This is a genomic window from Thermomonas haemolytica (genome assembly GCF_004346265.1).
Classification (GTDB): domain Bacteria; phylum Pseudomonadota; class Gammaproteobacteria; order Xanthomonadales; family Xanthomonadaceae; genus Thermomonas; species Thermomonas haemolytica.
In genome coordinates, this window is sequence record NZ_SMAP01000004.1 from 125118 (window position 1) to 144935 (window position 19818).

General features: G+C 71.7%; 17 protein-coding genes and 1 tRNA gene. 4 read left to right on the forward strand and 14 right to left on the reverse strand.

Annotation, left to right across the window (positions count from 1 at the left end):
• Window positions 1-38 precede the first annotated feature (38 nt).
• The 8 genes from EDC34_RS06865 to EDC34_RS06900 all read right to left on the reverse strand — a co-directional run bounded on the left by EDC34_RS06865 (window position 39) and on the right by EDC34_RS06900 (window position 7458).
• Window positions 39-938: a DMT family transporter gene (locus EDC34_RS06865; RefSeq protein ID WP_114960315.1), complete on the reverse strand. Its 900-nt coding sequence runs from the start codon at window positions 936-938 to the stop codon at window positions 39-41.
• A gap of 38 nt (window positions 939-976) precedes the next feature.
• Window positions 977-2032 (reverse strand): UDP-N-acetylmuramate dehydrogenase, encoded by a 1056-nt coding sequence (gene murB / locus EDC34_RS06870; protein ID WP_114960212.1) that lies wholly within the window; start codon window positions 2030-2032, stop codon window positions 977-979.
• On the reverse strand, window positions 2029-3084 hold the full coding sequence (locus EDC34_RS06875; protein WP_114960211.1) for a quinone-dependent dihydroorotate dehydrogenase: 1056 nt from the start codon (window positions 3082-3084) through the stop codon (window positions 2029-2031). Before EDC34_RS06875 ends, murB begins: the two co-directional genes overlap by 4 nt.
• A 4-nt stretch (window positions 3085-3088) precedes the next feature.
• Window positions 3089-3376: a DUF4190 domain-containing protein gene (locus EDC34_RS06880; protein ID WP_114960210.1), complete on the reverse strand. Its 288-nt coding sequence runs from the start codon at window positions 3374-3376 to the stop codon at window positions 3089-3091.
• 62 nt (window positions 3377-3438) lie between these two features.
• Window positions 3439-4971, reverse strand: a complete 1533-nt coding sequence (gene amaB / locus EDC34_RS06885) for an L-piperidine-6-carboxylate dehydrogenase (RefSeq protein WP_114960209.1) — start codon at window positions 4969-4971, stop codon at window positions 3439-3441.
• Window positions 4972-5082: 111 nt separating this feature from the next.
• A tRNA-Arg gene (locus EDC34_RS06890) sits at window positions 5083-5159 on the reverse strand.
• Window positions 5160-5281: 122 nt separating this feature from the next.
• Window positions 5282-6211 (reverse strand): homoserine kinase, encoded by a 930-nt coding sequence (locus tag EDC34_RS06895; RefSeq protein ID WP_114960208.1) that lies wholly within the window; start codon window positions 6209-6211, stop codon window positions 5282-5284.
• Window positions 6208-7458, reverse strand: a complete 1251-nt coding sequence (locus EDC34_RS06900) for a dicarboxylate/amino acid:cation symporter (RefSeq protein WP_114960207.1) — start codon at window positions 7456-7458, stop codon at window positions 6208-6210. Before EDC34_RS06900 ends, EDC34_RS06895 begins: the two co-directional genes overlap by 4 nt.
• Window positions 7459-7655: 197 nt before the next feature.
• Here EDC34_RS06900 and radA point away from each other — a divergent pair, with 197 nt between their 5' ends.
• Window positions 7656-9044: a DNA repair protein RadA gene (radA, locus tag EDC34_RS06905; protein ID WP_114960206.1), complete on the forward strand. Its 1389-nt coding sequence runs from the start codon at window positions 7656-7658 to the stop codon at window positions 9042-9044.
• A 19-nt stretch (window positions 9045-9063) separates the two neighbouring features.
• Here radA and EDC34_RS06910 read toward each other — a convergent pair whose 3' ends face one another.
• The 6 genes from EDC34_RS06910 to EDC34_RS06935 all read right to left on the reverse strand — a co-directional run bounded on the left by EDC34_RS06910 (window position 9064) and on the right by EDC34_RS06935 (window position 15808).
• On the reverse strand, window positions 9064-10041 hold the full coding sequence (locus tag EDC34_RS06910; RefSeq protein ID WP_114960205.1) for a zinc-binding dehydrogenase: 978 nt from the start codon (window positions 10039-10041) through the stop codon (window positions 9064-9066).
• A gap of 38 nt (window positions 10042-10079) precedes the next feature.
• Window positions 10080-11642: a DHA2 family efflux MFS transporter permease subunit gene (locus EDC34_RS06915; RefSeq protein WP_114960314.1), complete on the reverse strand. Its 1563-nt coding sequence runs from the start codon at window positions 11640-11642 to the stop codon at window positions 10080-10082.
• Window positions 11643-11800: 158 nt separating this feature from the next.
• Window positions 11801-13021 (reverse strand): HlyD/EmrA/EmrK family protein, encoded by a 1221-nt coding sequence (locus EDC34_RS06920; protein WP_114960204.1) that lies wholly within the window; start codon window positions 13019-13021, stop codon window positions 11801-11803.
• 8 nt (window positions 13022-13029) lie between these two features.
• Window positions 13030-14472, reverse strand: a complete 1443-nt coding sequence (locus EDC34_RS06925) for an efflux transporter outer membrane subunit (protein WP_114960203.1) — start codon at window positions 14470-14472, stop codon at window positions 13030-13032.
• 3 nt (window positions 14473-14475) lie between these two features.
• The gene (locus tag EDC34_RS06930) at window positions 14476-14937 is read right to left on the reverse strand and encodes a MarR family winged helix-turn-helix transcriptional regulator (RefSeq protein ID WP_114960202.1); all 462 of its coding nucleotides are present in this window, start codon (window positions 14935-14937) and stop codon (window positions 14476-14478) included.
• A gap of 79 nt (window positions 14938-15016) precedes the next feature.
• On the reverse strand, window positions 15017-15808 hold the full coding sequence (locus tag EDC34_RS06935; protein WP_114960201.1) for a cytochrome C assembly family protein: 792 nt from the start codon (window positions 15806-15808) through the stop codon (window positions 15017-15019).
• Between the two features lie 75 nt (window positions 15809-15883).
• On the opposite strand from EDC34_RS06935, the gene ffh reads away from it, so the two are divergent.
• From ffh to nusA, 3 genes are all read left to right on the forward strand, one after another.
• Window positions 15884-17251 (forward strand): signal recognition particle protein, encoded by a 1368-nt coding sequence (ffh, locus tag EDC34_RS06940; protein WP_114960200.1) that lies wholly within the window; start codon window positions 15884-15886, stop codon window positions 17249-17251.
• Window positions 17252-17633: 382 nt separating this feature from the next.
• The gene (rimP, locus tag EDC34_RS06945) at window positions 17634-18245 is read left to right on the forward strand and encodes a ribosome maturation factor RimP (protein ID WP_114960199.1); all 612 of its coding nucleotides are present in this window, start codon (window positions 17634-17636) and stop codon (window positions 18243-18245) included.
• A 6-nt stretch (window positions 18246-18251) separates the two neighbouring features.
• Window positions 18252-19739, forward strand: coding sequence for a transcription termination factor NusA (nusA, locus tag EDC34_RS06950; protein WP_114960198.1), 1488 nt, complete (start codon window positions 18252-18254; stop codon window positions 19737-19739).
• The last annotated feature ends 79 nt before the right edge of the window (window positions 19740-19818 follow it).

Here is a 19818-nt window from a genome sequence, read left to right on the forward strand (position 1 = left end):
GCCGGAATGCACGGCCCGCGCCGGTTCAGGCGGCCGGTTCAGACGCCCGGTTCGACCGCTTCGCTGGGCGCGCTGGTGCGCTGCTGGCGCGCGAGCTGCGCCTCGCGGTGGGCGATGTAGAAGGTGGAGCCGAGGATGATGCCGGCGCCGACCAGGGTGGCCGCATCCACCGTCTCGCCGAACAGCAGCCAGCCGGCCAGGCTCACCACCGGCAGCTGCATGAAGCTGATCGGGGTGAGCGCGGACACGTCGCCGAGCTTCAGCGCGCGCGTCCACAGCAGTTGCCCCACCGTGCCCATCGCCCCGGTGGCCGCCAGCCACAGCCAGGCGATCCCGGTCGGCCAGTGCCAGTCCAGCAGCGAGGGCAGCAGCGACATCGGCACCCACAGCGCATAGGTCCAGAACACGATGGTGTCGGCCTCGTCCACCCGCGAGAGCTGCTTGATCTGGATCGCCACCAGCGCGCTCAGCACCGCCGCCGCCACCGCCACCAGGGTGCCCAGGCTGAAGGCATGCGACCACGGCCGCACGATCACCAGCACCCCGAGGAAGCCCAGCGCCACCGCGGTCCAGCGGCGCGCGCGCACGCGTTCGCCCAGCATCACGATGGCGGCGATGGTGACGAAGATCGGCGAGGAATACGCCAGCGAGATCGCCTGCGCCAGCGGCAGGTGGGCGATCGCCCAGAACCCGCAGAACATGCTGGCGATGCCGATCGCGGTGCGCACCAGGTAGCGCGGCAGGTGGCGGGTGTGCACGCGCGCGGCGAACGCGGCGGCCGGCCGCGGCTGGCGCAGCACCGGCAGGACCAGCATCGGCAGCAGCGCGAGGAAGCCGAAACTGTTGCGGAAGAACGCCACTTCCCAGGTCGGGATCGACTGCGATGCCAGCCGGATGAAGATGGCCATCAGCCCGAAGCCGAGCGTGCTTCCAAGCATCAGCAGCGCGGCGCGCGCGTGGGCGTTGCGCGGCGCGCTCACCAGCGGGCGCCCACGATCCGCGGCTCGGGTTCGATCGCCACCCCGAAGCGCGCCTGCACCGACGCGGCGATGCGCCGCGCCAGTTCCAGCAGTTGCAACCCGCTGGCCTGGCCGTGGTTGACCAGCACCAACGCGTGCTCGGCGGAGACGCCGGCATCGCCGTCGCGGTGGCCCTTCCAGCCGCACTGGTCGATCAGCCAGGCCGCGGACAGCTTGCGGCTGTCGTCGCCGGCGCCGCGGAACACCGGCATGCCGGGATGCGCCGCCAGCAGCGCATCGGCCTGCGCGGCGGGCACGATCGGGTTCTTGAAGAAGCTGCCGGCATTGCCGAGCACGGCCGGATCGGGCAGCTTGCGGCGGCGGATGCGGATCACGGCTTCCGCCACCTGGCTGGCGCGCGGCGCGGCATCCACGCCCATCGCGCGCAATTCCTCGGCGATCCCGGCATAGCCCAACCGCGGCTGGAACGCGCGCGACAGTGCGAACTCCACCGCGGTCACCAGGTAGCGGTCGGGCTGCTGCTTGAACAGCGAATCGCGGTAAGCGAACGCGCAGTCCGCCGCCGCCAGCCGGACGAACGTGCCGGTGGTGCGGTCGAAGGCCTCCACCGTGCGCACGGACTCGCGCACCTCTACCCCGTAGGCGCCGATGTTCTGGATCGGCGCCGCGCCCACGGTGCCGGGGATCAGGGCCAGGTTCTCCAGCCCGGCCAGGCCTTGGCCCAGCGTCCACAGCACGAAGTCGTGCCAGACGACGCCGGCATCGGCGCGCACGATGACGGCATCGCCGTCCTCGCCGAGCCGGGTGATCGCGCGGGTCTCCAGCGCCAGCACCGCGCCTGGCGGGTCGGAGGCCAGCAGCAGGTTGCTGCCGCCGCCCAGCACCAGCACCTCGGGCGCGCGCAGCATCGCGTAGCCGGCCAGCTCCGGCAGCGCCGCGGGGTCGCTCACCTCCACCAGCATCGGCGCGCGCGCGGCAACGCCGAAGGTGTTGCGCGCATCCAGCCGGGCGTGTTCGGTGATGCGGTAGCCGGGGCCGCGCAGGCTGCTCATTCCGGCGGCAGGTGGCCGCGGCTGGGGGCTTCCTTGCGCCGGCGCAGGGCATCCACGCATTCGCCGATCAGCGCCGGGCCGCGGTACACCAGGCCGGTATAGGTCTGCACCAGCACCGCGCCGGCGGCCTGCTTGGTGGCGGCGTCGGCGCCGTGCAGGATGCCGCCGACGCCGATGATCGGGATGTCATCGCGCAGCCGCGTGCGCAGCATGCGCAGCACGGTGGTGGCGCGCGACATCAGCGGCGCGCCGGAGAGCCCGCCGGCCTGCTCGGCCAGCGGCGAATCTTCGACGCCCTCGCGCGCGAGGGTGGTATTGGTGGCGATCACCCCATCCACCTGCAGGTCGCCCAGCACGCGGCCGGCGGCATCGATGTCGTTCTCGGACAGGTCGGGCGCGATCTTCACCAGCAGCGGCACGCGCTTGCCGTGACGGGCCGAAAGTTTTTCCTGTTCCTCGCGCAGCGTGCCGACCAGCCGGCGCAGGGCCTGCTCTTCCTGCAGCTCGCGCAGGCCGGCGGTGTTCGGCGAGGAGATGTTGACCGCCACGTAGTCGGCCACCGCGTACACCCGGCGCAGGCACAGCAGATAGTCGGCCGCCGCGTCCTCGTTCGGGGTGTCCTTGTTCTTGCCGATGTTGATGCCGACCAGGCCGTTGCGGCGGCGCGCGCGCTCGACGTTGCGCACCAGCACGTCCACGCCTTCGTTGTTGAAGCCCATGCGGTTGATCACCGCCTGCTGCGCGGGCAGCCGGAACAGGCGCGGGCGCGGGTTGCCCGGCTGCGGCAGCGGGGTCACCGTGCCCACCTCGACGAAGCCGAAGCCCAGCGCCAGCAGCGCATCCACGTGCGCACCGTTCTTGTCCAGCCCGGCGGCCAGGCCGACCGGGTTGGGGAAGGTCAGGCCGAAGGCCTTGGTCGGCAGCGGCCGCGGCGGGCTGGCCAGAAGCGGCGACAGGCCGCAGCGATAGGCGGCCTCCAGCGCGGCGAGGCCGGCCCCATGCGCGCGTTCGCCGTCGAGGGCGAACAGGAACGGGCGGGAGAGCGCGTACAAGCCGTCAGTGCCCCGCGAAGGCCAGCAGCGCCGCCAGCCCGCCGAAGAACAGGATCACCGCGGCCACCGCCAGCACCCCCAGCCCGACCGCGATATAGCCCATCACCAGCCCGGCGACCGCCAGGCCGTCGCCTTCCAGCGCTTGCGGCGCGCGCCGGATCTCGGCGCGGGCCAGGTGGCCGCACACGATCGCCACCACGCTGCCGAGGAAGGGCAGCACGGTCCAGCCGAGGATGCCGGCGACCAGGCTGACCACGGCCAGCGCGCTGGTTTGGCGGGGGGTGTTGTTCATGCGGTGGGTCTCCCGTTGGCGGCCTCGAGGGTCTCCCGCTCGCGGCCGCGCAGGCCGGGCGGTTACAGGTCGAACTTGATGCCCTGGGCCAGCGGCAGGGCGTCAGAATAATTGATTGTATTGGTCTGGCGGCGCATGTAGGCCTTCCAGGCGTCGGAACCGGATTCGCGGCCGCCGCCGGTCTCCTTCTCGCCGCCGAACGCACCGCCGATCTCCGCGCCGCTGGTGCCGATGTTGACGTTGGCGATGCCGCAGTCGCTGCCGGCCGCCGACAGGAACGCCTCGGCGCGCTTGAGGTTGGTGGTGAAGATCGCCGACGACAGGCCCTGAGGGACCGCGTTCTGCATCTCGATGGCCTCGTCCAGCTCCTTGTACTTCATCACGTACAGGATCGGCGCGAAGGTCTCGTGCTGGACGATCTCGTCGGTGTTCTTCAGCCCGGTGATGATGGTGGGCAGCACGAAGTTGCCCGGGCGGTCGATCGCCGCGCCGCCGGTTTCCACGGTGCCGCCCGCGGCCTTGGCCTTGGCGATGGCGTCGAGGTAGGCGTCCACGCCGTCCTTGCTGTTCAGCGGGCCCATCAGGTTGGCCGGGTCGGTGGGGTCGCCGATCTTCTTCTCCACCTGCTTGTAGGCGGTCACCAGCTTGGCCAGCACGTCGGCGTAGATGGATTCGTGCACGATCAGGCGGCGGGTGGTGGTGCAGCGCTGGCCGGCAGTGCCCACCGCGCCGAACACGATGGCCGGGATCGCCAGCTTCAGGTCGGCGGTCTCGTCCACGATGATCGCGTTGTTGCCGCCCAGCTCCAGCAGGCTGCGGCCCATGCGGCGCGCCACGCGCTCGCCGACCATGCGGCCGACCTTGGTGCTGCCGGTGAAGCTGATCAGCGGGATGCGCTTGTCGTCCACGAAGCCCTGGGCCAGGTCGCTGCCGGCGTCGTTGAACAGGAAGAAGATGTCCGGGAAGCCGCCCTTGCGCAGCGCCGCGTTGCAGATTTTCATCGCGGCGATGGCCGACAGCGGGGTCTTGGGCGATGGCTTCCAGATCGTGATGTCGCCGCAGATCGCCGCGATGAAGCTGTTCCAGGCCCACACCGCGACCGGGAAGTTGAAAGCGGAGATCACGCCGACCAGGCCGATCGGGTGCCACTGCTCGTACATGCGGTGGCCCGGGCGCTCGGAGTGCATGGTCAGGCCGTACAGCTGGCGCGACAGGCCGACGGCGAACTCGCCGATGTCGATCATTTCCTGCACTTCGCCGTCGCCCTCGGGCTTGGACTTGCCCATCTCCAGCGCGACCAGCGAACCCAGCGCGTCCTTGTGCGCGCGCAGCGCATCGGCGCACAGGCGGATCGCCTCGCCGCGGCGCGGGGCCGGGGTGGTGCGCCAGACCTTGAACGCGGCCTGCGCGCGCTCGACGATCAGGTCGTAGTCGGCCTGCGAGGAGGCGTGCACGCGGCCCAGCACCTCGCCGGTGGTCGGGTTGACCGGCTCCAGCACGCCGGCGTCTTGGGTCTGCGACCACTCGCCATTGCCGAGATAGGTGCCGGATTCGACGGCACTCAGGCCGAGCGCGGTGAGGACGGGATGGGACATGGTGGACTCCGGGGATGGGGCAAGGACAAGAAAAGGGTGGCGGGCCGGGGCGCGGCGGCAGGCCGGCGCGTGGCCGCGGCTTGCATCGTCCGCACGCGTCGGGCGCTGCGCTGGCGACCCCGGCCCGATTCGAACGGGCGACCTTCCCCTTAGGAGGGGGACGCTCTATCCAGCTGAGCTACGGGGCCTGACTTTGCATTATTGCAGTTGTCTGGAGGAGCGGCCAATCCGCCGGAAGAAATGGCGTTTCGATGGGCTATTCCTGGCGGTTTGCCGAGAGGCATTTGCGGCTTTGCCGCCGGCGGCGCAGTCAGTCCAGCCGTCGCGCCGCCGGGCCCGCGATCGGGGTGAGGTGCAGGTCGCTGCCCAGGCCGGCGCTGCGGAAGGCGGCCTGCATGGCGGTGCCGGCCGCGGCCGCGGTGGCGGCATCCTCGCACCAGGCGAATACGCTGGGGCCAGCGCCGGAGATGCTGGCCCCCAGCGCGCCGGCGGCCAGTGCCGCTTGCTTCACCGCGGCGAAACCTGGGATCAGCGGTGCGCGCCGCGGCTCCACCAGCACGTCGTCGAGGCCGGCCCGCACCAGCGCGGCGTCGCCGCGCTCGCAGCCCAGCAGCACCTGGGCGAGATTGGCGCTCTGCGCGACGAACTCGGGCAGCGCGTAGGCGCCCTGCAGCACGCGCCGCGCCTGCAGGGTTTCCAGCACCGCATGCGGATGCACCACCGCCGCGTGCCAGGCCGCCGGCACCGCGATCGGCAGCAGCCCGCGCGCGGTCGCCAACACCAGCCCGCCGGCCAGCATCGGGCCGACGTTGTCGCCGGTGCGGCCGCCGCTGGCCACCGACTCCCCGGCCAGCGCCAGCGGATACAGCGCGGCGACGTCCAGCGGGGTGTCCAGCAGTGCGTTGGCGGCCACCAGCGCGGCCACGCAGGACGCCGCCGAACCGCCCATGCCGGAGCCGAGCGGGATGCCCTTGTCGAGCTCCAGTTCGAACCCGAACGGCAGCGCCAGCGCCTGCCGCAGTGCGACCAGCGCGGCCCCGGCGGTGTTGCGCTCCGGCTCCCGCGGCAGGTCGCGGACGCAGCCGCGGATGGCCGCGATGCGCACCGTCGGCGCGTCGATGCGGCGCACCGTGGCGATGTCGCCGATGCCGGCGATGGTATGTCCCAGCAGGTCGAACCCCACCCCGACATTGCCCACCGAGCCGGGGGAGAACGCGCGTGCCTGCGCAGCGCCGCTCATGCCGTCGAGTCCGTCGCGGCGCGGGCATCGCCGCTGCGCGCGTCCACCACCGCGGTCGCGGTCATGTCGGCGGTGACGTTGCCGACCGTGGCCAGCACGTCGGGGATGGCATCCACCGCCATCAGCACCGGCAATGGGGCGACCGGCAGCCCCATCGCCGAGGTCACCGGCAGGTTGGTGGCGAGGAAGATCGCCTGCCCGGGCAGGCCCACCGAGCCCATGCTCACCAACACGCCCAGCACCACGCCGGTGGCCAGCTGCGCGGTGGTGAGTTCTACCCCCAGCGCCCAGGCGATGAAGCTGGCGGTGGCCAGGTACTGGATCGGCGAAGTGATGCGGAACAGCGACACCGCCATCGGCAGCACCAGCCCGGACACGCGCGCGGGGATGCCCAGCCGGTGCTGCGCGCTGTCCAGCATCGCCGGCAGGGTGGCCAGCGAGGATTGCGTGCTGGCAGCCACCGCCTGCACCGGCACCAGTCCGGCCATGAAGTGGCGGAAGCGGCGCTTGCCCAGCGTGACCGCCACGGCGATCAACAGCACCACCGCCAGCGCGTACAGCGCGCATTCCAGCAGGATGTAGAGGCCCAGCGCCTGCAGCATCCCTAAGCCGGCGCGCGCGGCGAGCGCCAGCACCAGCGCGAAGATGCCCACCGGCGCGGCGAGCAGCACCCAGTGCACGATCACGATCATGGCGTCGCTGATCGCCTTCAGCAGCCCCACCACCTGCGCGCGCGGCACGGCCTCGAGCCGGGTGAGGGCGAAGCCGAAGAACAGCGCGAAGCTCACCAGCGGCAGCATCGCGCTCGCCGCGGCGGCGGCGATCGCGTTGCTCGGGATCAGCGCGGTGAGGGCATCCGCCCAGCCGCCGGTCGCGGTGGCCACCGGCGCGCCATGCCCGCGCAGGGCGGCGGCCACCGCCGGATCGGGCGTCCACTGCGCCAACACCAGCGGCGCCAGCAGCGCGGTCATCGCACCGGCGGCGGTTAGCAGCACCACGAAGGTCAGGAGCGCCTGCCGCGCCACTCGCCCGGAATGCGCGGCGTCGCTGGCCTGGTTGATGCCCACCACCACCAGCGCGAACACCAGCGGTACCACGGTCATCTGCAGCGCGTTGAGCCAAAGCTTGCCGAACGGCTCGACGATGGCGGCGATGCGCAGCCCAAGCTCCGGCGCCTGCCAGGCCAGCAGAAGCCCGATCAGGATGCCGCCGGCAAGGCCGGTAAGGACGCGCGCGGTCTGGCTCATGGCGTGGCTCCCGGCGGCAGCGCGGCGGCAACGGGCAGGGACGGCAGGACGATCGGCATCGGGCATCCGGGCGGTCAGAGGCAGGCCCGCAAGCATGCCGCAGGCGCGGCGTTCGGTCATCCGTCGATGCAGCAGCGGTCTTACCGGGTGCGACGCGCGCCGGCTACAGTGACGCCCTGTCCGTTCCGTGAGCCGCCATGTCCAAAGCCAGCAGCAAGCCCCGCACCGCGTATGTCTGCAGTGAATGCGGCGCCGATTACCCGAAATGGCAGGGCCAGTGCGAGGCCTGCGGCGCGTGGAACACGCTGGCGGAAATCGCGCTGGAGACCGCGGCACAGGCCAAGTCGCCGGCCGCGCGCCGCAGCGGCTGGGCCGGCAAGGTGGATGCACCGACGATCACCGCGCTGGCCGACGTGCAGCTGGAGGCGCAGGTGCGCGCCTCCACCGGCATCGGCGAGTTCGACCGCGTGCTCGGCGGTGGCCTTGCCGAAGGCGCGGTGGTGCTGGTCGGCGGCGATCCCGGGATCGGCAAGTCCACCCTGCTGCTGCAGGCGCTGGCGAAGATGGCGCCCACCCTGCCGGGGCTGTACGTCACCGGCGAGGAGTCGCTGGCGCAGGTGGCCGGGCGCGCGCAGCGCCTCGGGCTGCCGCTGGAGGGCCTCAAGGCGCTGGCCGAGACCTGCATCGAGCGCATCCTCGAACACGCCATCGCCGCGCGCCCGCGCCTGCTGATCGCCGATTCCATCCAGACCCTGTGGACGGAGACCCTGACCGCCGCGCCCGGCTCGGTATCGCAGGTGCGCGAGTCCGCCGCACGCCTGGTGCGCTACGCCAAGGAGACCGGCACCGCGGTGTTCCTGGTCGGGCACGTCACCAAGGAAGGCGGCATCGCCGGCCCGCGCGTGCTCGAGCACATGGTGGATGCGGTGCTGTATTTCGAGGGTGATTCCGGCAGCCGCTTCCGGGTGCTGCGCGCGTTCAAGAACCGCTTCGGCGCGGTCAACGAGCTGGGCGTGTTCGCGATGTCCGATGCCGGCCTGCGCGAGGTGGCCAACCCGTCCGCGATCTTCCTCTCCGGCATGGGCGCGCCTCAGCCCGGCAGCTGCGTGATGGTGACCCGCGAGGGCACCCGCCCGCTGCTGGTGGAGGTGCAGGCGCTGGTGGACGCCTCGCCGCTGTCCAACCCGCGGCGGGTGGTGGTGGGTCTGGAGGGCAACCGGCTGGCGCTGCTGCTGGCGGTGCTGCACCGCCACGGCGGGGTGATGGTGGGCGACCAGGACGTGTTCGTGAACGTGGTCGGCGGCATCCGCGTGCAGGAAACCGCGGCCGACCTGCCGGTGCTGCTGGCGGTGCTGTCCTCGCTGCGCGACCGCCCGCTGGCGGAGAAGACGGTGGCGTTCGGCGAAGTCGGCCTGTCCGGCGAGATCCGCCCGGTCCCGAACGGCGAGGAGCGCCTGCGCGAGGCCGCCTCGCACGGCTTCAAGCGCGCGATCGTGCCCCGCGCCAACGCGCCCAAGTCGGGCCACTACAAGGACATGCAGGTGGTCGCGGTGGAGCGCCTGGCGGAGGCGCTGGAGCAGGCCTGACGCCCGCGCCTGGACGCGCTCAGGGGCGCAGCAGGACCTTGCCGGGGCGCCCCGGGCGCAGGCTGGCGGCCGCCGCTTGGGCGATGTCGGCGAGGTCGTAAATCGCATCCACCGGCAGCCGCAGTTCGCCGGCCAGGGTGCGCTGCAGCAGTTCGCCCACCAGCCGGCGGCGGTCCTCGGCGGACAGGGCCTGGCTCGCCTTGCTGCCCCAGAATCCCTTCACGACGGCCTGCTTGAAGATCAGGTCGGCGGGCGAGAGCTGCATCGGTTCCCCGGTCAGCGCGCCGAACGACACCAGCACCCCGTTGTTGCCGAGCAGTGCCAGCAGCGCGCCGCTGGCGCGGCCGCCGACCGAGTCGATCGCCGCCTGCGCCAGCCCCGGCCCGGTGATCTCGCGCACCTGCTGCATCCAGCCGGACTGCGTGCTGCAGACCACGTGCGTGATGCCCAGCGCGCCGAGTTCGGCTACGCCTTCCTCGCGGCGCACGATGTTGACCACCCGCAGGCCGCGCGCGCCGGCCAGCATCGCCAGCGCCTTGCCGACCGCGCCGTTGGCCGCGTTCTGCACGATCCACGCGCCGGCCGGCAGCGCCAGCGTCTCCAACAGCATCAGCGCGCTCAGCGGCATCGCCATCAGCTGCGCCGCGGTCTCGTCGGGGATGCCATCCGGCAGCGGCACCGTCATCCGCGCCGGCGCGATGAAGTATTCGGCCCAGGTGCCGCGCCCGGCCGGGGTGGCCACGCGCTGGCCGACCGCCAGGCCTTCCACGCCTTCGCCCAGCGCGTCCACGATGCCGACCGCCTCGCTGCCGCCGATCACCGGCAGCGCGGGCTTGTAGCCGTACTGGCCGCGCACCGTGAGCAGGTCGTGGTTGTGGATCGGCGCCAGCAGGGTGCGGATGCGCACCTCGCCCGCCTGCGGCTGCGGCATCGGCGCATCGGCTAGGGCCAGCACCTGGGTGGGGTCGCCGAAGCTCTGGTAGAGGGCGCTGCGCATGCGTGGGGCTCCTGGGGAAGTTGGACAGGGGATGGCGGTCAATGCCCGCCGGCCGCGGCGCCGCCGACCTTGGCCGCGAACGGCGGCCTGGCCAGCCAGACGAACGCGATCACCAGCAGGAAGATGATGCCCAGCAGGTGGAAGATCTCGTTGAAGCCGATCTGCGCGGCCTGGTTGGCGATCATCCGGTCGAGCATGAACGCGCCGCGCTGGAGGTCGCCGCCGCCGAGGCGGGTGGCGGTGTCCAGCATGGCCGGATCATACGCGCCGATGTGCTCGGTCAGGTGCGCGTGGTGCAGGGTGCCGCGCTCGGTCCAGGCGTAGGTGGTCAGCGAGGCGGCGAAGCTGCCGCCCAGGGTGCGCATGAAGGTGGCCAGGCCGGAACCGGCGGCGATCTCGTGCGGCTCCAGGTCGGACAGCAGGATCTGCAGCACCGGCATGAAGAACAGCGCCACGCCCAGGCCCTGGAACAGCTGCACCAGCGCCACGTGCTGGAAGTCCACGTCGAGGTTGAAGTGCGAGCGCGCGAAGCTGGTCAGCGACATCGCCACGAACGCGAAGCTGGCCAGCATGCGCAGGTCGAAGCGGTGCGCGTACTTGCCCACGAACGGGGTGAGCAGCACCGGCAGGATGCCGATCGGCGCGGTCGCGAAGCCGGCCCAGATCGCGGTGTAGCCGAGGTTGCGCTGCAGCCACAGCGGCACCAGGATGCCGACGCTGAAGAACGCCGCATAGGCCACCACCATCGCCGCGGTGCCGGCGCTGAAGTTGCGGTGGCGGAACAGCCGCAGGTTCACGATCGGGTCCTTGTCGGTCAGCTCCCAGATCACGAACACCACCAGCGCGACCGCGGCCACGATCGCCAGCACCACGATGGTGGTGGAGTTGAACCAGTCCTCGTCGTTGCCGAGGTCGAGCAGGATCTGCAGCGCGCCAACGCCCAGCACCAGCGTGGCCAGGCCGATGTAGTCCATCTTCGGCTTCTCCAGCCGCTCCGGGCGGCCCTTCAGCTGGCGGCCCACCACCACGCTGGAGAAGATGCCGATCGGCACGTTGATGAAGAAGATCCATTCCCAGCTGTAGTTGTCGGTGATCCAGCCGCCGAGGATCGGCCCGGCGATCGGCGCCACCACCGTCACCATCGCCAGCAGGGCGATGGCCTGCCCGCGCTTGGCGGGCGGGTAGATCGAGATCAGCAGGGCCTGGGTCACCGGGTACATCGGCCCGGCCACGAAGCCCTGCAGCGCGCGCGCGGTCACCAGCAGGCCCATCGAGTGGGCGATGCCGCACAGGAACGAAGCCATCACGAACGCCAGCGTGGACCACATGAACAGCTTGCGCTCGCCGTACTTGCGGGTGAGCCAGCCGGTCAGCGGCAGCGCGATGGCGTTGCTGACCGCGAACGAGGTGATCACCCAGGTCGCCTGGTTGGCGCTCCCGCCGAGGTTGCCCGAGATGGTGGGCAGCGAGACGTTGGCGATCGTGGTGTCCAGCACCTGCATGAAGCTGGCCAGCGCCAGTCCCAGCGTGGTCAGGGCCACGTTGGGCGGGCGGAAATCGGAGGGCTTCGCCGTGGCCTCGGTGCCGGGCGGCAGGCCCATCGATTCTTCTTCCTGGGCGATGGAGTTGGCCATGGGTCGGTGCTTGCGGGAGAAGGTGCAGGAGCGGCGGCATGGTGGCCGCCGGCATCGGGACGCCCGTCACCCGGAGGGGGAGGGGAGGTGGCGCAGCGCCCCGGCGCGACTCCTGCGTAAAGGGGTCAGGACGCGTGGCCCTGCGGCAGGTTGCGGGCGATCACGGCGTCGATCAGCGCATCCGCCTCGTGCAGCTGGCGGCCATAGGCATCGGTGGTCAGCACCGGCTTGTCGGCGACGGTCGCCGGCAGCACCGGGCCGCCCTGGTCGTGCACGTCCACGATCACGTTCATGCTCATGCCCAGCCGCAGCGGGTGCTGGCGCAGCTGCTCGCGGTCGAGCTCCACCCGCACCGGGATGCGCTGCACGATCTTGATCCAGTTGCCGCTGGCGTTCTGCGCCGGCAGCAGGGCGAAGGCGCTGCCGGTGCCCATGCCGAGGCTGGCCAGGCGGCCCTTGAACTCCACCGCGTCGCCATACATGTCGGCGGTCAGGGTCACCGGCTGCCCCAGGCGCATGTCGTGCAGCTGGGTTTCCTTGAAGTTGGCATCCACCCACACCTCATCCAGCGGCACCACCGTCATCAGCGGGGTGCCGGGCTGCACGCGCTGGCCCAGTTGTACGCTGCGCTTGGCGACGAAGCCGTCCACCGGCGCCACGATCGCCGCGCGCTGCAGGTTCAGGTAGGCCTGGCGCAGCTGGGCGGCCGCGGCCTGCACCTGCGGCTGGCTGGCCACGGTGGTGGCATCCACCAGCGCACGGCTGCGCGAGAGCTGCCCGCGCGCGGCCGACAGCGCGGCCTCGGCCGCCTGCAGCTGGGCCTGCGCATGCGCCAGTTCCTCGGGCGAGACCGCGCCGCTGGCGACCAGGTCGCGGCGGCGGGCCACGTCGGCGCGCGCCTGCTGCAGCGCCACTTCGCGCGCGGCGATGTCGGCCTGCGCGCTGTCCGCGCTGCTGTACAGGCCGCGCACCTGGCGCACGGTGGCGGCGAGGTTGGCCTCGGCCTGCGCCAGCGCGACCTTGGCGTCGTTCGGGTCCAGCTGCACCAGCACCTGGCCGGCCTTCACCCGCATGCCGTCGTCGGCGTTGATCGCCACCACCGTGCCCATGGTCTGCGGGGTGATGCTGACGATGTTGCCCTGCACGTAGGCGTCGTCGGTGTCCTGGCGCCAGCGCGCCACCAGCAGGTAGTAGGCCAGCCAGGCGATGCCGGCGATGACCAGCACGGCCAGCACCACCAGCAGCGCGCGCCGGCGCTTGCCGTTGCCGGGAGTGGCGGGGGACTGCGACGGCGGCAGCGTGGCGGCCGGGCCGGCGGACGAGTTCGGCGTGGTTTCGGTGGTCATGGCGGGGGTCAGTCGGAGACGGTGGAATCGGGGGAGCGCACGGCGATGCCGCCGCCGAGCGCCTGTTCGAGGTCGACCGCGGCGATCCGGCGCTGCGCGCGCAGCGCCGCCAGTTGCTGGTCGAGTTGCAGCAGCGGGCGCTGCGCGGCGAGCACGTCGAGCTGGGTGGCGATGCCGGCGCGCTGGCGCTGGAGCACCAGCGCGTGGGCCTTGCCGGCGGCCTCGCGGGCGGCGCGCGCCTCCGCGATCTGCGCATCCAGCGTGCGTGCCGCCTGCACGGCGTCGGCCACTTCGCGGATCGCGCCCAGCAGGGTCTGGTTGTAGCTGGCCACCGCCAGGTCGTAGTCGGCGGTGCTGCCGCGCAGCTGCGCCCGCAGGCGGCCGCCCTCGAAGATCGGCAGGCTCAGCGCGGGACCGCCGTACAGCAGCAGGGACTTGCTGCCGAACAGGTCGCCGAGGTTGCCGGCGGCCACCCCCGCCAGCGCGGACAGGTTGATGGTGGGATAGAACGCGGCCTTGCTGGAGTCGATGCCGCGACGGGCGGCGTCGACCCGCCAGCGCGCGGCGGCCACGTCCGGGCGGTGCGCCAGCAGGTCGCTGGGCAGGATCGAGGGCGGCGCCACGTCCGGCAACTGCAGCTGCGGGCGGGTGATCGCCAGGCCACGGTCGGGGCCGGCCCCGGCCAGCGCCGCCAGCGCGTTGCGCAGGGCGTCGATCTGCTGCTGCGCGGCCTGCGCCTGCTGGCGTGCGGCGCGCGCGCTGCCGCGGTTCTGTTCCAGCGCGATGCCGTTGTCCAGCCCGGCGCGCACGCGCTGCTCGCCCAGCGCCACCAGCGCATCGGCGCGCGCGGCCTCGGCCTCGGCGGCCTCGCGCGCATCGAAGGCCTGTGCCAGCGCGATGTAGGTGCGGGTGACGTTCGCCGCCAGGGTCAGGCGCGCGGCCTGGGCCTCGATCTCGGCGGCGCGGGCATTGCCCACCGCGGCCTGCCATTTGGCGCGCGATTCGCCCCAGAAATCGGGGTTCCACGCCGCGTCCACGGTCAGCACCTGGGCCAGGTTGAACTTGCCGCCGATCGGTGCCGGAGCCAGGGTCTGCGGCAATTCCAGCCCCTGCACCTGGGCGCCCAGGCCCACGATCGGAGTGCGTGCGGCGTCGGCCAGCGCAGCCTGCGCCTGCGCCTTGCGCGCGCGGGCATCGGCGATCTCCAGCGAGGGGGCACCGGCCAGGGCTTCATCCACCAGCGCGTCCAACTGCGGGTCGCCAAAGTCGCGCCACCACTGCAGCGATGGCCAGTGGGCGGAAGGAGTGGAAGCACCGGCCAGGCTGCGCCCGGCGGCGAGCGCGGCGGGCTCCCGCAGGTGCGCCTGCGGCGTGATCCCGGCGGTGGAGGCGCAGCCGGCCGCCAGCAAGGCGCCGGCCAGCGCGGCGGCGAGGGGAAGGGGTCGGGACATCGGTCAGTCCGTGGCGAGGAGGTTGTCGCGGGCCTGCTCCAGCAGGCGGGTGAGCTGGGTGCGGGTGGCTTCGTCCATGCCGCGCAGGGCGCGCTCGCGCACGCGCCGGCCGCACTGGTCCACGTCGCTCCACAGGGCGCGGCCGGCTTCGGTCAGGTGGATGTGCAGGGCGCGGCGGTCGTTCGGGTCGGCCGATCGCGCCAGCAGGCCGCGTGCTTCGAGCTTGTCCAGCAACCGGGTCATGGCCCCGGGGTTGAGGTCGGCGGCGCGCGCGAGGTCGGTGACGCTGGCGCTGCCGTCGCTGGCCAGCTGCTTGATGGCGATGTACTGGCTGAAGGTCAGTTCATGACCGGCCGCGGCCAGTTCGCGCTCCATGCGCGCCCACATGGCGTCGCGCACCTGCCGGAACAGCAGGCCGAGGGCGGAGCCGGTGCAGGCTTCGACGGGGGTGGCGGGGGTCATCATGGGCGCGCAGTCTGCTAGCCCATGCAATAGTTGTCAAGGCAAATATTCGATCTGCAAACGTATCCAGCCGGCCCGCGGCTCAGCCGGGGCGGCGCAGGACCAGCTCCAGCACGAACTTGCTGCCGAAGAAGGCCAGCACCAGCAGCGCCATCGCCGCCAGCGTCCAGCGCACCGCGGTGGCGCCGCGCCAGCCGCGCCGCCAGCGCCCCAGCAGCAGGGCGCCGAACGCCAGCCACGACAGCACGCTGAGCACGGTCTTGTGCACCAGGTGCTGGGCCAGCAGGTTCTCGACGAACAGCACGCCGGTCAGCAGGGTGGCGCTGAGCAGCACGAAGCCCACCGCGATGCTGCGGAACAGCAGGGTCTCGAGTTCGGTCAGCGGCGGCAGCGCGCGCAGCCAGGCGTGGAACTCGCGCCGGCGCAGCGCGCGCTCCTGCGCCCACAGGAAGATCGCCAGCACCGCCGCCAGCGCCAGGGTGGCGTAGGCCAGCAGCGCCAGCCAGGCGTGCAGCTGCAGGCGCCAGTCGAGCCGGCTGGCGGCATCGGCATGCCCGTACAGCACGTAGCCCAGCAGGGCCAGCGTGGCCAGCGGGAACACCACGATGCCCAGCGCCGGCATGCGCCCGCTGGCGCCGTAGGCGGTGGTCAGCGCGGCCATCCCGATCCCCACCAGCGACAGCGCGGCGAAGAAGTGCATATCCGGCCCCTGCAGCAGGCGCCAGGCCTCGACGTGGGTCTCGGCGTGGAACAGCAGCGCCAGCGCCGCCACCGGCACCCAGCCGCGCGCCTGCGCATGGCTGCCGGCCGCCGCGCGCCACAGCAGGGCGGTCGCGACCAGGTACAGGGCGATGGCAATCATGGGCATCAGCATCCGCGGAAGTGTCGCACAGCCGGCGCGGGCGATGCCGCCGGTATACTGCGCGCCCCGTTCCAGGCCGTCCCCGCCATGTTCGAATCCCTCACCCAACGCCTGTCCGGCACCATCGAGCGCCTGCGCGGCCGCGGCCGCCTGACCGAATCCAACATCAGCGAGGCCGTGCGCGAGGTGCGCATCGCCCTGCTGGAGGCGGACGTGGCGTTGCCGGTGGTGCAGGCCCTGATCCAGCGCATCAAGGTGCGCGCGGTGGGCCAGGAGGTGATGCGCTCGCTGACCCCGGGCCAGGTGCTGGTGCGGATCGTGCGCGACGAGCTGGCCGCGGTGATGGGCGCGCAGGCGTCCGACTTGAACCTGAACGTGCAGCCGCCGGCGGTGATCCTGATGGCCGGCCTGCAGGGCGCGGGCAAGACCACCACCGTGGGCAAGCTGGCCAAGCACCTGAAGGACAAGCGCAAGAAGAAGGTGATGGTGGTTTCGGCCGACGTGTACCGCCCGGCCGCGATCGAGCAGCTGCAGACCCTGGCCGGGCAGGTGGGTGCGATCTTCTTCCCGTCCGACCCGGCGCAGAAGCCGGAGGCCATCGTCAAGGCCGCGATCGAGGAAGCCCGCCGCACCTACGTGGACGTGCTGATCGTGGATACCGCCGGCCGCACCAGCATCGACGACGCGATGATGGCCGAGATCAAGGCCCTCCACGCCGCGGTGAACCCAGTCGAGACCCTGTTCGTGGTCGATGCCATGACCGGCCAGGACGCCGCGGTCACCGCCAAGCACTTTGGCGAGGCGCTGCCGCTGACCGGCGTGGTGCTGACCAAGACCGACGGCGACGCCCGCGGCGGCGCGGCGCTGTCGGTGCGCTACATCACCGGCAAGCCGATCAAGTTCGTCGGCGTCGGCGAGAAGCCGGACGGGCTGGACGTGTTCCATCCCGACCGCGCCGCCGGTCGCATCCTCGACATGGGCGACGTGCTGTCGCTGGTGGAGCAGGTCGAGGCTCAGGTGGACAAGGACAAGGCCGCCAAGCTGGCCGAGAAGGTCGCCAAGGGCAAGAAGTTCGACCTCAACGACATGCGCGACCAGCTGGAGCAGATGCAGGCCATGGGCGGCTTGCACGGGCTGATGGACAAGCTGCCGGGCATCGGCCAGCTGCCGGAGGCGGTGAAGCAGCAGGTCACCGGCAAGGAAGTGCCGCGCATGATCGCGATCATCAACTCGATGACCAAGAAGGAGCGCCGCAACCCCGACCTGCTCAACGGCTCGCGGCGCGCCCGCGTGGCCCGCGGCGCCGGCCTGACCCCGGCCGACGTCAACAAGGTGCTCAAGCAGTACCAGCAGATGGAAAAGATGATGGGCAAGCTCGGCCGCGGCGGCATGAAGGGCATGATGCGCGGCCTGTCCGGGATGATGGGCGGGCGCGGCGGGCTGCCGTTCCGCTGACCGGCGCGGCCGCCTTCGCGCGGCGGAAAACTTGCAATCCGGGGCGTTGCCGGCTATCGTGCCGGCCTCGCGATGTGGTGCGGCGCCGGGCATTCGGCATCCACCCCGCCACCAGTTTGGATGCCGTGGATGCGGCAGCGGACTCGGGCTCGCGGACGCCGCCTGCGGCATCCGCACTCCAGCGTCATCGGACAAGGGCCCAGCGGGTCCTTTTTTCGTTTCCGGGCGTCCGTTTTTCCGGGCGTTGTGCGTCCCGGGCCGTGGCCGGCAAGACCGCCGGCCATGCCGGTCCGCCATTCGCACCGTCCATTCGAGAGCAAATAGAGCAAGGGTTGCCTGGGATGCCCCAGGCGGGTTTCCCCGGGATTCCGACAGGCAAGACGTGACTGACAAGGCCGACGACATCGCCGCGCTGCTTTCCCCCACCGTCGCCGCGATGGGGCTGGAGCTGCTCGGCATCGAATACCTGCCCGCGCCGGGCGGCGCCACCCTGCGCCTGTACATCGACGTGCCGGCCGCCGAGGCCGCCACCCGCATGGTGGGCATCGAGGACTGCGAGGCGGTGAGCCGCGAGGTGTCCGCGCAGCTGGACGTGGAAGACCCGATCAGCGGCAACTACACCCTCGAGGTGTCCTCGCCCGGCATCGACCGCCCGCTGTTCGGCGCCGCGCAGTTCGCGCGCTTCGTCGGCGAGACCGCCAAGGTCACGCTGAAGCTGCCGCAGGACGGCCGCCGCCGGCTGCAGGGCGGCATCCTGCGGGTCGAGGGCGACACCGTGGTGTTCGCGCTGGACGGTGCCGAATTCGCGGTGGCCGCGGCCAACATCGACAAGGCGCGGCTGGTGCCCGACTGGGTGGCCCTGGGGCTGGCGCCGGCGCAGGACAAATCCGGGCGCGACCTGCGCCCGGGCAAGCAGAAGAAGGCCGCCGGCAAGGCGTCCAAGGCACATCCAACCAACAAGGCGGCGACCACCGGGTCGTCCGATGCGGAGTAAGCGGGCATGAGCAAGGAACTGTTGCTGGTCGTTGATGCGGTGGCTGCCGAGAAGGGCGTGCCGGAATCGGTGATCCTGGAGGCGATCGAGGCGGCGCTGGCGTCGGCGGCGAAGAAGCGGTATGTCGATCAGGACGTGCTGGTGCGCGTGCAGATCGATCCCAAGGACGGCAGCTACGAGACCTTCCGCCGCTGGGAAGTGGTGGCCGACGACGTGGTGATGGAATCGCCCGACCGCCAGATCCGCCTGATGGACGCCATCGAGGAAGCCGAAGGCGTGGAGGTCGGCGACTACATCGAGGAACAGATCGAGAACCCCGAGTTCGGCCGGATCGCGGCGCAGGCCGCCAAGCAGGTGATCGTGCAGCGCGTGCGCGAGGCCGAGCGCCAGCAGGTGGTGGATGCGTGGAAGGACCGCGTGGGCGAGCTGGTGACCGGCGTGGTCAAGCGCGTGGAGCGTGGCAACGTGTACGTGGACCTGGGCGGCAACGCCGAGGCCATCATCCCCAAGGACAAGGGCATCCCGCGCGACGTGCTGCGCACCGGCGACCGCGTGCGCGGCTACCTGTACGACGTGCGCAGCGAGCCGCGCGGGCCGCAGCTGTTCATCAGCCGCGCCGCGCCGGAATTCATGATGGAGCTGTTCAAGCTCGAGGTGCCGGAAGTCGGCCAGGGCCTGGTCTCGATCATGGCCTGCGCGCGCGATCCCGGCGACCGCGCCAAGATCGCGGTGCTGGCGCACGACAACCGCACCGATCCGATCGGCGCCTGCATCGGCATGCGCGGCTCGCGCGTGCAGGCGGTGACCAACGAGCTCAACGGCGAGCGCGTGGACATCGTGCTGTGGAGCGACAACCCCGCCCAGTTCGTCATCAACGCGATGGCGCCGGCCGAGGTGCAGTCGATCATCGTCGACGAGGACAAGCACTCGATGGATATCGCGGTCGCCGAGGAAAACCTGGCCAAGGCGATCGGGCGCGGCGGCCAGAACGTGCGCCTGGCCAGCCGCCTGACCGGCTGGCAGCTCAACGTGATGACCGCCGACCAGGTGCAGGCCAAGTCCGAGGCCGAACAGGCCGCCGCCCGCCAGCTGTTCATGGACAAGCTGGAAGTGGACGAGGAGATCGCCGGCATCCTGGTCAGCGAGGGCTTTGGCACCGTGGAGGAAATCGCCTACGTGCCGGTGGCCGAGCTGCTGGCGGTGGAGGGCTTCGACGAGGACATCGTGGAGGAGCTGCGCTCGCGCGCCCGCGACGCCTTGCTGAACGAGGCGCTGGCCGCCGAGGAAACCCTGGAAGAGCACCAGCCGGCCGAAGACCTGCTCTCGCTGGAGGGCATGGACGAGGCCACCGCCTACGCGCTCGCCGAGCGCGGCGTGCGCACCCGCGAGGACCTGGCCGAAGCCGCCACCGACGAGATCGCGGACATCGACGGCCTGGGCGAGCAGCGCGCCGCCGCGCTGATCATGGAAGCGCGCAAGCACTGGTTCGAGTAAGCGGTGCCGGCCCGGGCGCCGGCAACCGGCGGGGCCTGCCCCGTCCTACAATCGCCACATCCGGCCGCCCGCGCGGCGG

Excerpts from the sequence above, each read along its gene's own strand:
- EDC34_RS06865 (WP_114960315.1), bottom strand. The coding sequence starts at position 938 with ATGCTTGGAAGCACGCTCGGCTTCGGGCTGATGGCCATCTTCATCCGG.
- murB (WP_114960212.1), bottom strand. The coding sequence starts at position 2,032 with ATGAGCAGCCTGCGCGGCCCCGGCTACCGCATCACCGAACACGCCCGG.
- EDC34_RS06880 (WP_114960210.1), bottom strand. The coding sequence starts at position 3,376 with ATGAACAACACCCCCCGCCAAACCAGCGCGCTGGCCGTGGTCAGCCTG.
- amaB (WP_114960209.1), bottom strand. The coding sequence starts at position 4,971 with ATGTCCCATCCCGTCCTCACCGCGCTCGGCCTGAGTGCCGTCGAATCC.
- EDC34_RS06895 (WP_114960208.1), bottom strand. The coding sequence starts at position 6,211 with ATGAGCGGCGCTGCGCAGGCACGCGCGTTCTCCCCCGGCTCGGTGGGC.
- EDC34_RS06900 (WP_114960207.1), bottom strand. The coding sequence starts at position 7,458 with ATGAGCCAGACCGCGCGCGTCCTTACCGGCCTTGCCGGCGGCATCCTG.
- radA (WP_114960206.1), top strand. The coding sequence starts at position 7,656 with ATGTCCAAAGCCAGCAGCAAGCCCCGCACCGCGTATGTCTGCAGTGAA.
- EDC34_RS06910 (WP_114960205.1), bottom strand. The coding sequence starts at position 10,041 with ATGCGCAGCGCCCTCTACCAGAGCTTCGGCGACCCCACCCAGGTGCTG.
- EDC34_RS06915 (WP_114960314.1), bottom strand. The coding sequence starts at position 11,642 with ATGGGCCTGCCGCCCGGCACCGAGGCCACGGCGAAGCCCTCCGATTTC.
- EDC34_RS06920 (WP_114960204.1), bottom strand. The coding sequence starts at position 13,021 with ATGACCACCGAAACCACGCCGAACTCGTCCGCCGGCCCGGCCGCCACG.
- EDC34_RS06925 (WP_114960203.1), bottom strand. The coding sequence starts at position 14,472 with ATGTCCCGACCCCTTCCCCTCGCCGCCGCGCTGGCCGGCGCCTTGCTG.
- EDC34_RS06930 (WP_114960202.1), bottom strand. The coding sequence starts at position 14,937 with ATGATGACCCCCGCCACCCCCGTCGAAGCCTGCACCGGCTCCGCCCTC.
- EDC34_RS06935 (WP_114960201.1), bottom strand. The coding sequence starts at position 15,808 with ATGCTGATGCCCATGATTGCCATCGCCCTGTACCTGGTCGCGACCGCC.
- ffh (WP_114960200.1), top strand. The coding sequence starts at position 15,884 with ATGTTCGAATCCCTCACCCAACGCCTGTCCGGCACCATCGAGCGCCTG.
- nusA (WP_114960198.1), top strand. The coding sequence starts at position 18,252 with ATGAGCAAGGAACTGTTGCTGGTCGTTGATGCGGTGGCTGCCGAGAAG.